Annotated in this window: 11 protein-coding genes; 7 read left to right on the forward strand and 4 right to left on the reverse strand. The window is 62.9% G+C overall.

Translation table 11 applies throughout. The features are described 5' to 3' along the window. Window positions 1–19 precede the first annotated feature (19 nt). Together panD and ACNAOT_RS20660 are read left to right on the forward strand one after the other, a co-directional pair. Window positions 20–451: an aspartate 1-decarboxylase gene (gene panD / locus ACNAOT_RS20655; protein WP_208295835.1), complete on the forward strand. Its 432-nt coding sequence runs from the start codon at window positions 20–22 to the stop codon at window positions 449–451. A 160-nt stretch (window positions 452–611) separates the two neighbouring features. Next, window positions 612–1,538: an AEC family transporter gene (locus tag ACNAOT_RS20660; RefSeq protein ID WP_420179209.1), complete on the forward strand. Its 927-nt coding sequence runs from the start codon at window positions 612–614 to the stop codon at window positions 1,536–1,538. Between the two features lie 79 nt (window positions 1,539–1,617). On the opposite strand, the gene ACNAOT_RS20665 is transcribed toward ACNAOT_RS20660, so the two are convergent. The 3 genes from ACNAOT_RS20665 to ACNAOT_RS20675 form a co-directional block, all read right to left on the reverse strand. After that, complete coding sequence (locus ACNAOT_RS20665) at window positions 1,618–4,254, reverse strand: trehalase-like domain-containing protein (protein ID WP_420179210.1); 2,637 nt, start codon at window positions 4,252–4,254, stop codon at window positions 1,618–1,620. Window positions 4,255–4,408: 154 nt separating this feature from the next. Next, window positions 4,409–5,770, reverse strand: coding sequence for an aspartate aminotransferase family protein (locus tag ACNAOT_RS20670; RefSeq protein WP_420179211.1), 1,362 nt, complete (start codon window positions 5,768–5,770; stop codon window positions 4,409–4,411). Between the two features lie 26 nt (window positions 5,771–5,796). After that, window positions 5,797–7,284, reverse strand: coding sequence for a CoA-acylating methylmalonate-semialdehyde dehydrogenase (locus tag ACNAOT_RS20675; protein WP_420179212.1), 1,488 nt, complete (start codon window positions 7,282–7,284; stop codon window positions 5,797–5,799). 115 nt (window positions 7,285–7,399) lie between these two features. On the opposite strand from ACNAOT_RS20675, the gene ACNAOT_RS20680 reads away from it, so the two are divergent. From ACNAOT_RS20680 to ACNAOT_RS20700, 5 genes are all read left to right on the forward strand, one after another. Then, window positions 7,400–9,070, forward strand: coding sequence for a PucR family transcriptional regulator (locus ACNAOT_RS20680; RefSeq protein WP_420179213.1), 1,671 nt, complete (start codon window positions 7,400–7,402; stop codon window positions 9,068–9,070). 29 nt (window positions 9,071–9,099) lie between these two features. Further along, window positions 9,100–10,017, forward strand: a complete 918-nt coding sequence (locus ACNAOT_RS20685) for a LysR family transcriptional regulator (RefSeq protein ID WP_420179214.1) — start codon at window positions 9,100–9,102, stop codon at window positions 10,015–10,017. A gap of 341 nt (window positions 10,018–10,358) precedes the next feature. Beyond that, window positions 10,359–11,720: an MFS transporter gene (locus tag ACNAOT_RS20690; RefSeq protein ID WP_364308880.1), complete on the forward strand. Its 1,362-nt coding sequence runs from the start codon at window positions 10,359–10,361 to the stop codon at window positions 11,718–11,720. 44 nt (window positions 11,721–11,764) lie between these two features. Beyond that, window positions 11,765–12,997, forward strand: a complete 1,233-nt coding sequence (locus ACNAOT_RS20695; RefSeq protein WP_420179215.1) for a M20 family metallo-hydrolase — start codon at window positions 11,765–11,767, stop codon at window positions 12,995–12,997. Next, window positions 12,994–14,430: an amidase gene (locus tag ACNAOT_RS20700; RefSeq protein WP_420179216.1), complete on the forward strand. Its 1,437-nt coding sequence runs from the start codon at window positions 12,994–12,996 to the stop codon at window positions 14,428–14,430. The genes ACNAOT_RS20695 and ACNAOT_RS20700 overlap by 4 nt, the downstream gene beginning before the upstream one ends. A gap of 10 nt (window positions 14,431–14,440) precedes the next feature. On the opposite strand, the gene ACNAOT_RS20705 is transcribed toward ACNAOT_RS20700, so the two are convergent. Beyond that, window positions 14,441–15,430 (reverse strand): LLM class flavin-dependent oxidoreductase, encoded by a 990-nt coding sequence (locus tag ACNAOT_RS20705; RefSeq protein ID WP_026005610.1) that lies wholly within the window; start codon window positions 15,428–15,430, stop codon window positions 14,441–14,443. Between the last annotated feature and the right edge of the window lie 2 nt (window positions 15,431–15,432).

Raw genomic sequence — 15,432 nt, forward strand, 5'->3', positions numbered from 1 at the left:
GCGCTAAACTGGTCGCATTATGATCCGCACAATGTTCAAGTCCAAGATCCACCGCGCAACGGTGACCCATGCCGACCTTCACTACGTCGGTTCGGTCACTGTCGACCTGGACCTCTTGGACGCGGCCGACATCCTTCCCGGTGAGCTCGTCTCCATTGTGGACGTCACCAATGGTGCCCGCTTGGAGACATACACGATTGCCGGCGAGCGCGGTTCCGGCGTGATCGGGATCAACGGCGCGGCCGCCCACATGGTCCATGTTGGCGACACCGTCATCCTCATCACCTACGCAGAGATGACCACGGAAGAGGCCCGGACGTACCAGCCCCGCGTTGTCCACGTGGGCACGGACAACAAGATCCTGCAGCTCGGCAACGACCCCGCCGAGGGCCACACCCCCGGGCTCATGCGCCCGCCGCACGCGCTCAGTAACGCAGCGCACCTCAGCTAAGGCTCCGCAACAGCGCTCGACGTCGGCACCCAGGTGAGTGCCGACGTCGGGCGCGTTTCGGGTCCGTATGACGGAACTCGCCCGAGAAAGCGCTTACTCAGATCTCATTTGTGGCTAAGCTGTCATTCGTGACCCAACCAGCTTCCGCCCGCACAGCGCCATGATCGGCGTCCTGTCCGGGTTCTTCGTGGTGTGGGCCATCATCCTGGTGGGCATGTTTGTTGGTCGGCGGAACATCCTGGGCGAGAACGCCCGGTCCGTCCTGAGTTCGCTGACGTTCTTCGTGGCGAGCCCTGCCCTGCTGTTCGAGACCTTGAGCAAGGCCAAACTGCACGACGTTTTTGCCGCTCCCCTACTGGTCACGGCAGTAGGCGCCGTGGTGACGGGTCTGCTGTTCTTCCTGATCGCAAAGTTCTGGCTCAAGCGCGCCCTGCCGGAAGCGCTGATGTCCTCCATGAGTGCATCCCTGGCCAACTCAGCCAACCTAGGCATCCCCATCGCCGTGTTTGTCCTGGGCGATGCGAGTTATGTGGCTCCGTTGTTGATCTTCCAACTGGCGTTCTTCACGCCCATGTACCTGATGGCCCTCGACGCCAGCACCAGCACCCACCGCACCACTTTCCTCCGCTTCCTGCTGATGATCGTGAAGAACCCCATGATCGTGGGCTCGGCGCTTGGCCTCCTGGTAGCGGGCACCGGTTTCCAGGTCCCGACGCTGATTCTTGAGCCGATCCACCTCATTGGCGGTGCCGCGATTCCGGCCATGCTGATGTCCTTCGGCATGAGCCTGAACGGATCAAAGCCACTGCAAAAAGCCGCGGGCCGCAGGTTGGATACTTTGCTGGCCAGCGGGTTCAAGCTCATTGTCCACCCGTTGATCGCGTACCTGTTCGCGCGCTTCGCGCTGGGCATGGAAGGGCACGCGCTGTTTGCCGTGGTGGTTACCTCCGCCCTGCCGACAGCACAGAACGTCTTCGTGGCGGCGAACCGCTACCAAGCGGGAATCACCGTGGCCAAGGACACCGTGCTCATCACCACCATCGTGGCGGTGCCGGCCATGATCGCCGTGGCTCTGCTGCTCGCGTAGCCGCACCGCTTCCCCCAACTGAGTCGCAATTGTGCGCGTTTTCAGCGCTCAAAACGCGCTCTGCTGCGACCTACTTGGGTTATTCCACGTCCGCGCTGGCCAAGTAGTAATCCAGAAGCTGCGCGCAGCGAATGAAGCCCAGGTGCGAGTATGCCTGCGGATGGTTACCCAAGTGGGTTTCCGTGCCGGGATCGTACTCCTCCGGCAGCAAGCCCGTCGGTCCGAACAATGCCACCAACTGATTGAACAGCTCCAGGGCATCATCCAGGCGGCCAACGGCAAGGTACGCCTCGATCAGCCAGGTAGTGCAGATGTGGAAGCCGCCCTCCAAACCCGGCAGCCCGTCGTCGTACCTGTACCGGAAAACGGTGGGCCCCACACGCAACTCGCGTTCAACGGCTGTGACAGTGTCCAGGAACCGCTGGTCCTGAACATCCAGCAAGCCGGAAAGGCCTATGTGAAGCACGGCGGCGTCTAGGTCAGGGCTGTCGTAAGCCACCGTGTAGGACATTGCCGACGAATCCCAGCCCTCGCGCAGGACTTCCTCGCGGATGGTTTCGGCAGTGGGAGCCCAATCAGCGTGGGGTGCGCGCCCGTGCAAAGCGGCAGCCCGGAGGGCCCTGTCCAGCGTGACCCAACACATCACTTTGGTGTAGACGTGGTGCCTCGGGGGCCTGCGGGCTTCCCAAATCCCGTGGTCGGGCTCGTGCCAACGGGCAAGCACCGCATGTGCCATCTGTTCCATCAGGAACCAGTGTTCATCGGGCAGGAATCCACGCCGCTCGGCAAGATCGTGGATCAGCTCGGCAATGGGCCCGAACACGTCCAACTGCACCTGATGATCTGCCGCGTTGCCGATCCGGACGGGTCGCGAACCCGCGTAACCGGGCAGGCTTTCCACGATTGCCTCCGTGGAGAGCGGCGCCCCGGTCACCGAATAGAGGGGATGCAGCCACTCGGGCCCTGGAGCATTTTTGAGGATGCGGTCCAGCCAGGCCAGGAACCCGTCGGCCTCCCGCGTGGAGCCCAACGACACCAGTGCATTCACGGTCATGGACCCGTCACGCAGCCAGCAATACCGGTAATCCCAGTTGCGGGTCCCGCCGATGCCCTCAGGCAGCGACGTGGTGGGCGCGGCCAGCACTGCACCGGTGGGCTCGTGGACGAGCGACTTCAGCACCAAGGCGGAGCGGCGCACCAAGGAAGTTTTGATGGTGGGCAGCTGCAGTGCCTTGATCCACTCCCGGGAAGACCGCCCGACGCCGGCACGCCTGTTTGGCTCCCCCGCAGGGTCCGCGGGCAGCGGCTCAGTGTCACCGCAGCGAAGGTTCAGCACCACAGGACCGTGATGGAGGGGAACTTCGGCGGTGGCAGTGGCATATTTGCCGTCGCTGCTGATCCGGAATTGAACCCCTGGTGCGGACAGGATGATCGGATCCGAAGTACCCATGATGTGGACTTCGTCGCCCCGGATCTCCATGCTGAAGGGCGCGTTGGCGTAGTCCGGCCGGGGAGCAAACACTACGCGTGCAGTGCCCGTCCCGGAGAGGACGCGCACCAAGCTGGTGATGCCTTCCGGCGCCGGCTCCAAGTAGTCGGTCACCGTGACATCGGCCCAGCGCGTTTCAACGATCATGGTGTTGTCCACATATCGCTGCGCCAGCACCTGCGACGCCTTAACCGGCTCGATGCTGAAGTGCCCAGCTGGCTCACCCCCAAGAATGTGGGCAAATATTGACCCGGAGTCCGGCAAGGGGTGGCTCATCCAGCAGACCTTCGCGTCCGGGGTGAGCAACGCCGTTGAGCTTCCATTGCCAATCATCGAATGCCGTTCCAGCCCCACAGCATCCTCGCCAAACAACCAGGCCCGCCGCAGTTCGAACAGCAAAGCCAGCACGTGCGCAAAGGATTCCGGATCCGGGATGGTGTGGGCCGCCGTCGTATCTCCCGGTCCGACGTGCAATCCGAGGTCAGGCCCGCGCAGGGTGGCGATCGCTTTTTCGTCGCTCTCGGCATCGCCGGCATACAGCGCAGCACTTACCCCAAGCCGTGCCCGGAGCTGCTCCAGCGCCTGGCCTTTGGCTGGTTCCTCCACGGTCAAATCCAGCACCGTTCCATCGATGATGAAATACAGCCCGAACTCGATGGCGATCTTCTGCGAAACGAAGATCACCCGCTCCACTACCTCGGGCGTCGCCGGCCGGGTGTGCACGGCAACCCCAACGGGCTTTCGGACAATACTGATGCCCTTCTCGAAAGCAACGGCTTCGGTCAGCGCCGTGGCCACGTGTTGAAGCAACTGCTCCGTCGCGAGCGACAGTGTGTAGGCGTAGCCCATGTCGAACTCCATGCCATGGGAACCCACCAGATGGACCTCGGCCGGGAGCCGGGAAACTGCTGCCAGATCCCGCAGTGAGCGTCCGGAGATGATGGCCGTGTGCGTGTTGGGCAAGGCGGCGAGCGCGCGGAGCGCCACGGCGGCGCTATCCAGTGGCAGTGTTTCCGTTGACACGCCCTCAGCGGAGCAGAGCGTTCCGCCATAGTTGCACGCCACCAGCAGGCCGGGAACCCTGGCCAGTGCCCTGAGCTCCGCGAATAGCTGCGGCGTGATGCCGTTCTCCGCGTCAGACTGGAGGACAGAGCGAAGGAGGCCAAGCGGGAGCGATTTCATGAGCAGCGCCGAGTCGGCTACAGCTTGGTTCAGGTGCGTAGGCATGGCGAATCCTTCCGAAGCGGATAGCTACAGTTTCCGCCCGGACGGTTTCGCTTGACTACCTAGTAGATTGCAATTAAGTAAAGCTTTTCCTTGGATTTATGCGGCGAGGTCCCGCACTCGCTTTTCCGGAGCGAGGCGGGACCCGATGCAACCACTAAACCGCGAACGTGTCCGCGATGTCCAGGACCTCGTCCAGAATGGCCAGGCCCGTCCGGGCGTCCTCAACGCTGATATTGCACGGCGGAACCACATGGATGCGGTTGAAGTTGGCGAACGGGATGAGTCCACGTGACTTGCAGGCTGCCACGAGTTGGTTCATCTCGGGGCTGGAAGAACCGTACGGAGCCAAGGGTTCGCGGGTGGCACGGTCCTTGACCAGCTCGATGGCCCAGAAGACACCCCGGCCCCGCACTTCGCCCACGGACTGGTGGCGTTCGGCGAATCCGGCGAGCGCCGGCCCGATCACGTCAGTGCCGAGGCTCGCTGCGTGCTGCACCATGCCTTCGCGTTCCATGGCATTGATGGTGGCTACGGCGGCCGCCGTAGCCAGCGGGTGGCCGGAGTAGGTCAGTCCGCCCGGGTATGCGCGGGTACCAAAGGTAGCTGCGATTTCCGGACTAATTGCTACGCCACCGAGGGGTACGTAGCCGGAGTTCACGCCCTTTGCGAAGGTGAGCAGGTCCGGAACAACGTCAAAATGCTCGACGGCGAACCACTTGCCTGTGCGCCCGAAGCCAGCCATGACCTCATCGGCTATGAAGACGATGCCGTACTTGGTGCACAGCTCCCGAACGCCTTGCATGTATCCGGCCGGAGGAACGTAGATGCCCGCCGTTCCGGGGATGCTCTCCAGCATGATCGCAGCGATGCTGGACGGTCCTTCGAACTCGATGAGCTGTTCCAGGTGCTCCAATGCCCTCTGGGCTTCCTCTTCCTCGGTGGTGGAGTGGAACGCCGTGCGGTAGAGGTATGGCGGGAAGAAGTGGATGGTGCCCGCGGAGCCGTTGTCACTGGCCCATCTCCGTGGATCACCGGTGATATTGACTGCCAAATGCGTTCCGCCATGGTACGAGCGGTAGGCGGAAAGGACCTTATGGCGGCCAGTGTGCAGCCTGGCCATTCGGACGGCGTGCTCGTTGGCATCTGCCCCGCCGTTGGTGAAGAAGATCCTGTCCAACTCCCCCGGGGTCCGCTCGGCGATCAGCCGTGCGGCTTCGGATCGGGCGTCGTTCACATAGCTGGGAGCAATGGTGCACAGCTTTGCTGCCTGCGCGGCGATCGCCGCGACTACGGCCGGGTGCTGGTGTCCGATGTTGGTGTTGACCAGCTGCGAAGAGAAGTCCAGGTACTTGTTGCCCTCTCCGTCCCAGAGGTGTGAGCCCTCTGCTGCGCTGATGACCATGGGGTCCAGCGTGTCCTGCGCAGACCAGGAGTGGAAGACGTGCTTGCGGTCCAGGTCGTAGGCGCGTTGGGCTGCCTCGCGGTCCGTTTGTGTTGGTTCAAGGGTGGCGGTCATGGTGGCTGTCCTGACGTCGTCGGCGCTTAGGAGTTCTGGGGGAAGCCGAGGTTGATTCCGCCGTGGCTGGGATCCAGCCAGCGGGTGGTGACGGCCTTGCCTCGGGTGAAGAATCCGACACCTTCAGAACCGTGGGCATGGGTATCTCCGAACAGGGAGTTCTTCCACCCGCCAAATGAGTAGTAGGCCATGGGCACCGGGACGGGGACGTTGATGCCCACCATTCCCACCTCAACTTCGTTCTCGAAGCGGCGGGCTGCACCGCCGTCGTTCGTGAAAATCGCGGTGCCGTTGCCGTACGGGTTGGCATTGATGGTGGCCACGGCGTCGTCGTAGCTGTCCACCCGGACCACCGAGAGCACGGGTCCGAAAATTTCGTCCTGGTAGATGGACATATCGGTGGTGACGTGGTCGAACAGGGTGGGGCCCACGAAGAAGCCGTCGCCTTCGGCGTCGGGAACTACGCCACGACCGTCGACGACGAGCGTGGCACCTGCCGCTTCACCGGCGTCGACGTATCCCGAAACCTTGTCCCTGTGCTGGGACGTTACCAGGGGGCCCATGTCGCAACCGCGCAGTCCGTCGCCGGTTCGCAGGCTGCGGGCACGATCAGCGATTTTGTCCACCAGCGCATCGGCGATGTCGCCCACGGCCAGGAGCGCTGAGACAGCCATGCAGCGTTCACCAGCGGAACCGAAGCCGGCGTTGATGGCGGCGTCGGCGGCGAGGTCAAGATCGGCGTCGGGAAGGACAATCATATGGTTCTTAGCGCCGCCCAGGGCCTGGACCCGCTTGCCATGGGCGGTGGCGGTCTCGTACACGTACTTGGCGATCGGAGTGGAGCCCACGAAGGAAACGGCCTTGACGTCCGGGTGCGTCAGCAGGGTATCAACCGCCACCTTGTCACCGTGAAGGACGTTGAACACGCCGTCGGGAAGGCCGGCTTCCTTCCAGAGTTCGGCGACCCAATTGACAGCCGTGGGATCCTTCTCACTGGGCTTGATGATGACGGTGTTGCCGGCGGCGATCGCGATCGGGAAGAACCACATGGGCACCATCGCGGGGAAGTTGAACGGGCTGATGATTGCCACAGGGCCCAGTGCCTGCCGGATGGAGTGGATGTCCACCTTGGTGGAGGCGTTCTCCGTGTAGCTGCCCTTGAGCAGGTGCGGTATACCGCAAGCGAACTCCACCACTTCCTGACCACGCGTTACCTCGCCCAGGGCATCATCCAGGACCTTGCCGTGCTCGGAGGTGATAATCGCGGCGAGCTCGTCCTTGCGGGAGTTGAGGAGCTCACGGAAAGCGAAAAGGATCTGGGTGCGGCGAGCCAAGGAGGTATCGCGCCATGCCGGGAAAGCAGCCTTCGCGGAGGCGACGGCGGCATGACCGTCCTCGACGCTGGCCAAAGCAACCTGCCCGGTCACCTTCCCCGTGGCTGGGTTTGTGACGGGAGCTGTGCGGTCGCCGGCGGGGACGTAGCTGCCGTTGATCCAGTGCTCGATGGTGTTCAAGAGTTCTCCTTGGTGCAGGGGTGTTTTCGAAGGTTGGAATAAGTCTGTCCGTCGCGATGTCCGCCCAGAAGGGCCCATGTGTAAAGGAATACTCAGCAAGCCTTACACTGTGTAAATGCTGCCTACCGTTCGCGCCATCCTCGAGCTTCCTGTGCTGCGAGCCGCCGCTCCCAAGGTCCTTGGCGGCACAACGGGATTGGACGCGCCCGTTCGTTGGGTGCACGTCAGCGAAATCCTCGACGTCGGCAACCTGCTGTCCGGCGGGGAACTGGTTCTGACCACGGGACTGGAGCTGGAAAAATCCCCGGAAGAATCGGCGTCGTTCATCCGGTCACTGGAGGAGGCCGGAGCCGCAGGATTGATCGTGGAACTGGTCGGGCAGCGCCAACGCAGCCGAACGGCCTTGGAGAAAGCCGCCCGTACGGCAACATTGCCGGTGGTTGTTGTGGAACATCGGGTGCGGTTCGTCCAGGTCACGGAGATCGTCCACAGGATGATCGTGGCTGAACAGCTGGAGCGCGTGGAACGCGCCCGGGACGTCCACGAAGCATTCACCGTGCTGAGCCTGGAAAGTGCCGACACCCAACGCGTCGTGGAGCAAGCAGCCACCATGATTGGGGCTTCAGTGGTGCTGGAGGACCTTTCGCACTTGGTGCTTGCCTACGCGGGTCACCACGTGTCCACCACGGATCTTCTGGACGACTGGGAGCGACGATCCAGGACCACTCCCTTCCCGGCACACACCGGACGGTCCGGACCAGAGCGATGGCTGCAGGCAGCAGTGGGAGTTCGGCAACAAGTCTGGGGCAGGCTGGTAGTGCCCATGCCGTCCGCGGCTTTCGGCGCCGACGAAGACATGGCGATCATGGTTCTTGAGCGGGCCGCACAGACCCTGGCGATCAACCGTTTGGCGGATCGCGATCAACGCGAGCTCAGCCATCACGCACAGGCCGGACTCCTGAACGCGCTCCGCCAGCCCCGTGGACTCAGCGAAGCGGAGGCACTGGCACGGGCGGGTTCCTTGGGTTTGAAACGCTCGTCCTACTACGTTCCTCTGGTTTTCAGGACCGCCCTGCAGGCTTGGGGTTCCCCCGTCCTGCCCACGGACCCCTTCGCCGGGCAGCAGGACGAACGCGAACTTCTCGAGCGGCTGGCCAAGGCGTTGAAGTCCAGCGCCGGCACAGCTTTGGCGGCAAGCATCCAGTCCGGTTCGGTGGGGATGATCCTCGCCCTCCCCGCCCGCCAGCAGGAGGAGGCGACCCTGCAAATCCTGGCCGGGGCTGCAGCAGGGCCAGGGGCTGATGCGACCTCCAACGCCCTACCCAATTCCGCGGTGCCCCCTGCATGGATCATCGGAGTGGGCCGCATGAAGGCAACGCTTTTGGAAGCCGCAGCCGGCATCGACGAAGCCGCCCATGTAGCGGAGAGTGCCGCCACGCTCCGGGAAGCGGGCAAGCCCTATTACCGGGCTACAGATGTTCGCCTTCGCGGGCTCCTGGCCCTCCTGCGCAAGGACCCACGCGTTCAGCAATTCGTGGAGTCGGAGTTGTCAGCCGTCCTCCAAGCGGACGCCGAGGGCAAAGGCGAGTATCTGGAACTGCTGGGGCTTTACCTCGGGTCCGGTGGCAACAAAGCAGCCATGGCGCGCAGCGGTTACCTGAGCCGGCCTACTCTTTATGCCCGGCTCGCCAAGTTGGAGGAACTGCTGGCCGTGGACCTGGACGACGCCGAATCGCGAACCTCACTGCATGTGGCGCTCCTGGCGCACCTCATCCGGGGCCAGTAACCGGGCGCCTTAAGTGCGACCATGGACGGATGGCAAAACCCTTCACCCTCACGCAGCTGCGGTACTTCGCCGTGGTGGCGGAACTCGAGAACATGACGGCAGCGGCCCAGCGACTGATGGTGACGCAGTCTGCGCTATCCGCGGCGATGGCCCAGTTGGAAACGAGCCTGGCCACGCAGCTGTTCGTTCGCCATAAGTCCCGGGGCCTTCGACTGACACAGAGCGGCCGGCAATTCGCCAAAGACATCAAGTCCTTCCTTGAGCAGGCAGATTCGCTGTATGAGTCCGCGCGAGGCCTGTCCACCACGCTGGTTGGCGAGCTGAAAGTTGGCGTCTTCGCCCCGCTGGCGCCTTTCCGCCTTCCTGCCATCCTGCAGACGTTCGAAAGCCGGCATCCCGGCGTCGAGGTTTCCATTCTGGAGGCGGATCTGGCTACGTTGCAGGACGCACTGATGGATGGCCGTTGCGATGTCGCCCTCACCTACGGCCTGGGCCTTGGCAAGGGTTTCGCGTACAAAGTGGTGGAGCGGGTTCCGCCACACATCCTGGTCCACGAGGGGCACCCGGCGGCGGGCCGCCCGGAACGTGAAATCTCGCTGATGGAGCTCAATGGCGAGCCTTCCGTAGTGCTGGACCTTCCGCATAGCCGGGAGTACTACGAGCAGCTCTATGCCATGGCCGGAGTAGTCCAGAATGTCCGGCACCGATTCGCAGGTTATGAGACCGTACGCTCGTTCGTTGCCAAGGGCCACGGCTATGCCATCCTCAATCAGCGGCTGCACAGTGACGTCACCTACTCAGGTGGAAAGGTAGTCCCTCTGGCATTGACGGATGCTTTCCCGCCGATCGAGGTGATGTTGGTCCGGCCGGAAGGAGTCCAGGCCACCCAACGGGTGTTGGCCTTCGAAGAGACCTGCCTGAAGTTGTACGGCGCCGTCCGGGACTAGGTCCCCACAACTGGGTTATCGAATAAGTCGATCGCAGAATCAAAAACAATCAATTGGACAGATGTGATCCGCGTCACCGAAGGTTGAACCAGTCCAGCTTCTGCACTACTGGGTAAATACCCCAAAGTGCCCGCCGTTGCAGTAAACGTCACCTCAGCTGGACCTCCGTTTGCCATCTTGATCAGAGGAGATTCGATGGTTCAGAACAGCGTAGAAAGTGTCCGTGTGGTTTCGGCCCACGGACCCATCCGCAACAACGAAGCAATATTCGCCGAAATCATTTCCCACAGCCGAAACACCGAATCGGCAGCAGGAAATCTGAACACCCTAGCGTGGCAGTCATGACCCTCAATAAGCTCGCCGAGCAAGAATCGGCCCAGGATCCGGCACGCTCAACGCCCACCACCGCCGGCAATGTCCAGCCCCACCACAAGTCCACAACCATGCAGAAGCGTGTCCTGGCTGGCGGCAGCGTCGGCCAGTTCATCGAGTTCTACGACTTCACCCTCTACGGCCTCACGGCTGTGGTGTTCTCTCAACTCTTCTTCCCGGGCAGCAACCCGCTGACAGCAATGCTGGCCACGTTCGCCACGTTCGGCGTAGCTTTCGTGGTCCGCCCCCTCGGCGGCCTGTTCTTCGGCGCACTGGGTGACCGGATCGGTCGGCGCCGGGTCCTCACCATCACCCTCATCGCGATCGGCGGAGCCACGGCCCTCATGGGGCTGCTCCCCACATACGCCCAAATCGGAGCTTGGGCACCGGCCCTCCTGGTTCTCTGCCGGCTGATCCAAGGATTCTCCGCGGGTGGCGAATCCGTTGGTGCGCCGTCCTTCGTGTTCGAACATGCGCCCGTCAGCAAACGTGGTTTCTGGCTCAACATCACCATCGCAGCAACGGCGCTGCCATCGGTGGTGGCGGGCTCCATGATCCTGATCCTCAGCCAATCCATGCCCAATTCGGCATTCATGGAATGGGGCTGGCGCTTGCCGTTCCTGCTCGCCCTTCCCCTTGCCTTGTTCGGAGTGTGGATCCGTAGCCGCACCGAAGAAAGCGATGTCTTCAAGAAGGCACAGGACGGGCAGACCAAGGAATTCAGCCCCATCCGCGAGGCCTTCCGCGAAAACAAGCTCCGCATGTTGCAGGTCGTCTTCGTGATGGGCCTGACAGCAATGGGCTTTTACTTTCTCTCCGCCTACTTCGTCTCCTATGTCCAGACGACAGGAAAACTAAGCCGCGAGCAGTCATTGATGGTCAACGCCGCGGCACTGGCACTCTATGCCGTACTCCTGCCGATCGGCGGGCGACTCGGGGATCGTTTCGGCCGCAAGCCAATGTTGATCGCCGGTTCCGCTGCCCTGGCTTTGCTGTCCATCCCGAGCTTCATGCTCGTGACCAGCGGCAGCCTGCCCCTTGCACTGCTCGGCCAATCAATCTTCGTGGTGGCACTCTGCATCTACGGTGGCGGCTGCTACACGTTCTTCGTCGAAATCTTCACCACCAAGACACGCTTCACCTCGGCAGCTGTCAGTTACAACGGCGCCTACGCGATCTTCGGCGGCACCGCTCCACTGATCGGCACCGCACTGGTAGGCGCTACCGGGGTACCGCATGCGCCAGGCCTCTACATGGCGGCAGCTGCCGCCGTCGTACTTCTCCTGATCCTCTTCACCAAGGTGCCTGAGACCCGCGGCCGCATGGGCTGAGACCCACCGCACCCACTGCACTTCCAAGCACTCTAAGGACCCCCATGACTTCCTCCGCTTTCCTTCAGGACTTCCACCATGTGGCCACCATCGGCGCCACAGCCAACAACGGCGTCGACCGCCAAGCCGCAACGCCGGATGATGCCAAGACCCGCGCCTGGTTTGGGCAGTGGATTCACGACGCCGGATGGCAGCTTCAGGTGGATGGCATCGGCAATATGTTCGGGCTGCTTGAGTGGACGCCCGGGGCGCCCTTCATCCTGATCGGTTCCCATCTGGACAGCCAGCCGTTGGGTGGCCGGTTCGACGGCGCCTACGGTGTGATTGCCGCCCTGCACGCAGCCAGGGCCATTGACCTCGAAGTCAGGGCGGCCGGCACTGCGCCCCGCTTCAACCTGGCCGTCGTCAACTGGTTCAACGAGGAAGGCGGCAGGTTCGCACCATCCGTCATGGGAAGTTCCGTTTTCACGGGGCTGTTTGACCGTGAACAGATGTTGTCCGTCAAAGATCTCCAGGGCATCTCAGTCCGTGAGGCGTTGGAAGGCATTGGTTACCTGGGCACGGACGCGGGACCGAAGGCCGCGGGCTATGCGGAAATCCATATAGAGCAGGGCCGCATCCTGGAACGGGAAGGAATCAGCATCGGTTTGGTGGACAGCAGCTGGTACACGCAGAAGCTGGACATTGAAGTGCTGGGCGAACAGTCCCACACTGGTGCCACCGCCATGGCAGACCGGCACGATGCCCTGGTGGCGGCATCGAAAATCATCCTGATGGTCCACGAGGTCACCAAAGACTTCGACGAGGAAGCATTGGTCTCTTCCGTAGGCCAGCTGACGTTGGAGCCCAACTCGCCCATCGTCGTCGCACGTCGTGTGCACCTGGTGGCGGATTTGAGGTCGGGCGACCCGGAGATCGTCAATGCAGCCCGCGCCAGGTTGCTGGCCGACATCGGGAAACTGGCCGCTGAACATGACATCAAAGTCAACGTCAAAGACTTCGATATCCGCCCCATCCGACGTTTCCCGGAAGCCGGGCTGGAACTATCAGCCAAGATCGCGGCCAACCTTGGGCTGTCTTCCCGCCGCATCCAGACCATGGCCGGGCACGATTCCGTGGCCATGAACACGGCCGTTCCGTCGGTGATGTTGTTTATCCCGAGCGTGGACGGCGTATCCCACTGCGAGCGCGAATTCACCAGCGACGAGGACATGGTGACGGGCGTGCAGATGCTGACGGGTGTTGCCCGGGAACTGGTGCAGGGAGAGCTGGCATGACCGCGTTGCACTACCTCGACGCCAGTACGGCCCTGGGTCTGTTCCGACGCCGTGAGCTCTCTCCGGTGGAACTACTGCAAGCGGTGATCGACCGCATCGGGGAGGTAAACGGCGGCGTCAATGCGCTGACAGAGACACTCTTTGAGGAAGCCCTGCCGGCGGCACGAAAGGCAGCCACCCAGTATGCCCGCGGCCGGGACATTACTCCCCTGCTTGGATTGCCGGTGGCCGCAAAGGAAAAGCACGGGCTCCAAGGCCGCACGCTTTCCCAAGGTCTCGTGATGCGGAAGGACACCATTGCAGAGTCCGACCATCCTGTGATTGACAGGATTCGACGGGCCGGCGGGATCATCCATGCCCGAACCACCACGCCGGAATTGAGCTGCGCGACTGTCACGCACAGCCCGCTCTGGGGTGTCACCCGAAACCCGTGGAACCAACAGTTCTCCCCCGGTGGGTCATCGGGAGGTTCGGGTGCGGCGTTGGCTGCCGGGTTCGCGCCCCTGGCTACGGCGTCCGACATCGCTGGATCAACACGGTTGCCGGCGTCGTTCACTGGAACCGTTGGCTACAAGGCGCCCTATGGAAGGATTCCAGGGTTAGCCCCGTTGTCAGCGGACCACTACCGTGGCGATGGGCCCATGGCACGTACCGTGGCAGACACGGCATTGCTGGCAAACATCATGTCCGGGCGGCACCCCGGTGATCACACCACAGTGGCCGACACTTCGTCCATAACTCCGGATCCGGCAGCGGTGGCCGGCTTGAGGATCGCGCTTTGCCTACGCTTGGGCAATTACCCGGTAGCTCCCGACGTCGAGGCCAACACCCGTCGAATGGCGGAAGCTCTGACGGCGGCGGGGGCCGTGGTGGAGGAGATCGTCCTCCCTTGGACTGTCGAGGAAATCAGCAGAACCATGTTTACGCACTTCGGATATCTGCTGGGTCCGGCCATGGAGGACGAAACGGCCGGTAGCGAGCCGCAGCTCGCCGCCTACACCAGGCGCTTCATGGCTGATGCCCGCGCGGCAGCCAAGGCCAACCGATATGTCGATGGGCTGCGCGCCGAAACCCTCCTGCAGGCGCAGTTGGCAGAGGCCATGACCGGGTTCAACGCGCTGCTGTGTCCGGCGTCGGCTATTCCAGCTCTGGAAGCCGACGCCGACTATCTCAACGGAATCGACGCCAACGGCCAACACCTCAGCCATTACTGGCAGGCACATATGACTGCGCCGTTCAACATTGCCAATCGATGCCCGGTCCTGGCCGTTCCCAGCGGCATGGCAGACTGCGGTATTCCCACAGGGGTGCAGATCGTGGGACATCCGTTCGATGACGCGACCGTATTCCACATCGGCGCAGCCGTGGAATCCGTACTTCCCTGGGATGATCGCCACCCCATGGCACCCGAATTCGCGGGGCACTCCGGGTAGTGGAGCTACCCTACGCGCTCACCAGCCCCGCAACCTCGGCCACGAGTTCCACTGACCGCAGGCGCTCTTCGGTGCCAATGCTTTGGTGCGCCACGATCAGTTCATCGGCATCAGCGAACGCCGCGAACTCGTCGAGGTAATCGCGCACCACATCTTTGGTGCCCACGGCGGAGAACTTCATCATCTGGGCGATGTGCTGGCCCTGCGGGGAATCGAGCACCATGTCTGCTTCGTCGTCGGTGAATTCGCGACCGCCACCAAAGAACAGTGAGACACGGGCGCGCTTCACGGCGAGGTGAATGGCCTGGGCCTCGGCGTTGGAATCCGCGGCGGTAACGTTCACGCCGGCGATCACGTGAGGCTCGGACAGCTGGTCCGAGGGCTGGAATTCACGGCGATAAACAGCCACGGCATCCTGCAGCGCGGCAGGAGCAAAGTGCGAAGCGAAAGCGTACGGAAGGCCCAACTGGGCGGCCAACTGGGCGCCGAACAGCGAGGACCCCAGGATGTACAGCGGCACGTTGGTGCCCTTGCCTGGCGTCGCTTCAACACCTTGGATGCGGGTGGGACCAGTGAGGTAGCCCTGCAGTTCCAGGACATCCTGCGGGAACCTGTCCGAGGACGTGTGGTCGCGGCGCAGCGCACGCATGGTGTTTTGGTCACTGCCGGGGGCACGGCCAAGACCGAGGTCGATCCGCCCCGGGTGCAGCGTCTCCAACGTGCCGAACTGCTCAGCGATGGTCAGCGGCGAGTGGTTGGGCAGCATGACGCCACCGGCACCCAGGCGGATGGTTTTGGTGTGGGCGGCGACGTGGGCGATCAGCACACTGGTAGCGGAGGAGGCAATCGCGGACATGTTGTGGTGCTCGGCGTACCAGACCCGGCGATAACCCAACTCTTCGGCCTTCTGCGCCATGGCCACGCTGCCCGCGAGGCTTTCCGCCACCGTCTGGCCCTTCCCGATGGTTGCCAGGTCGAGGATGGAAAGAGGAACAGTCACAG

The sequence above is a fragment of the Paenarthrobacter sp. TA1.8 genome, assembly GCF_048595705.1.
Taxonomy (GTDB): Bacteria; Actinomycetota; Actinomycetes; order Actinomycetales; family Micrococcaceae; genus Arthrobacter; species Arthrobacter nitroguajacolicus.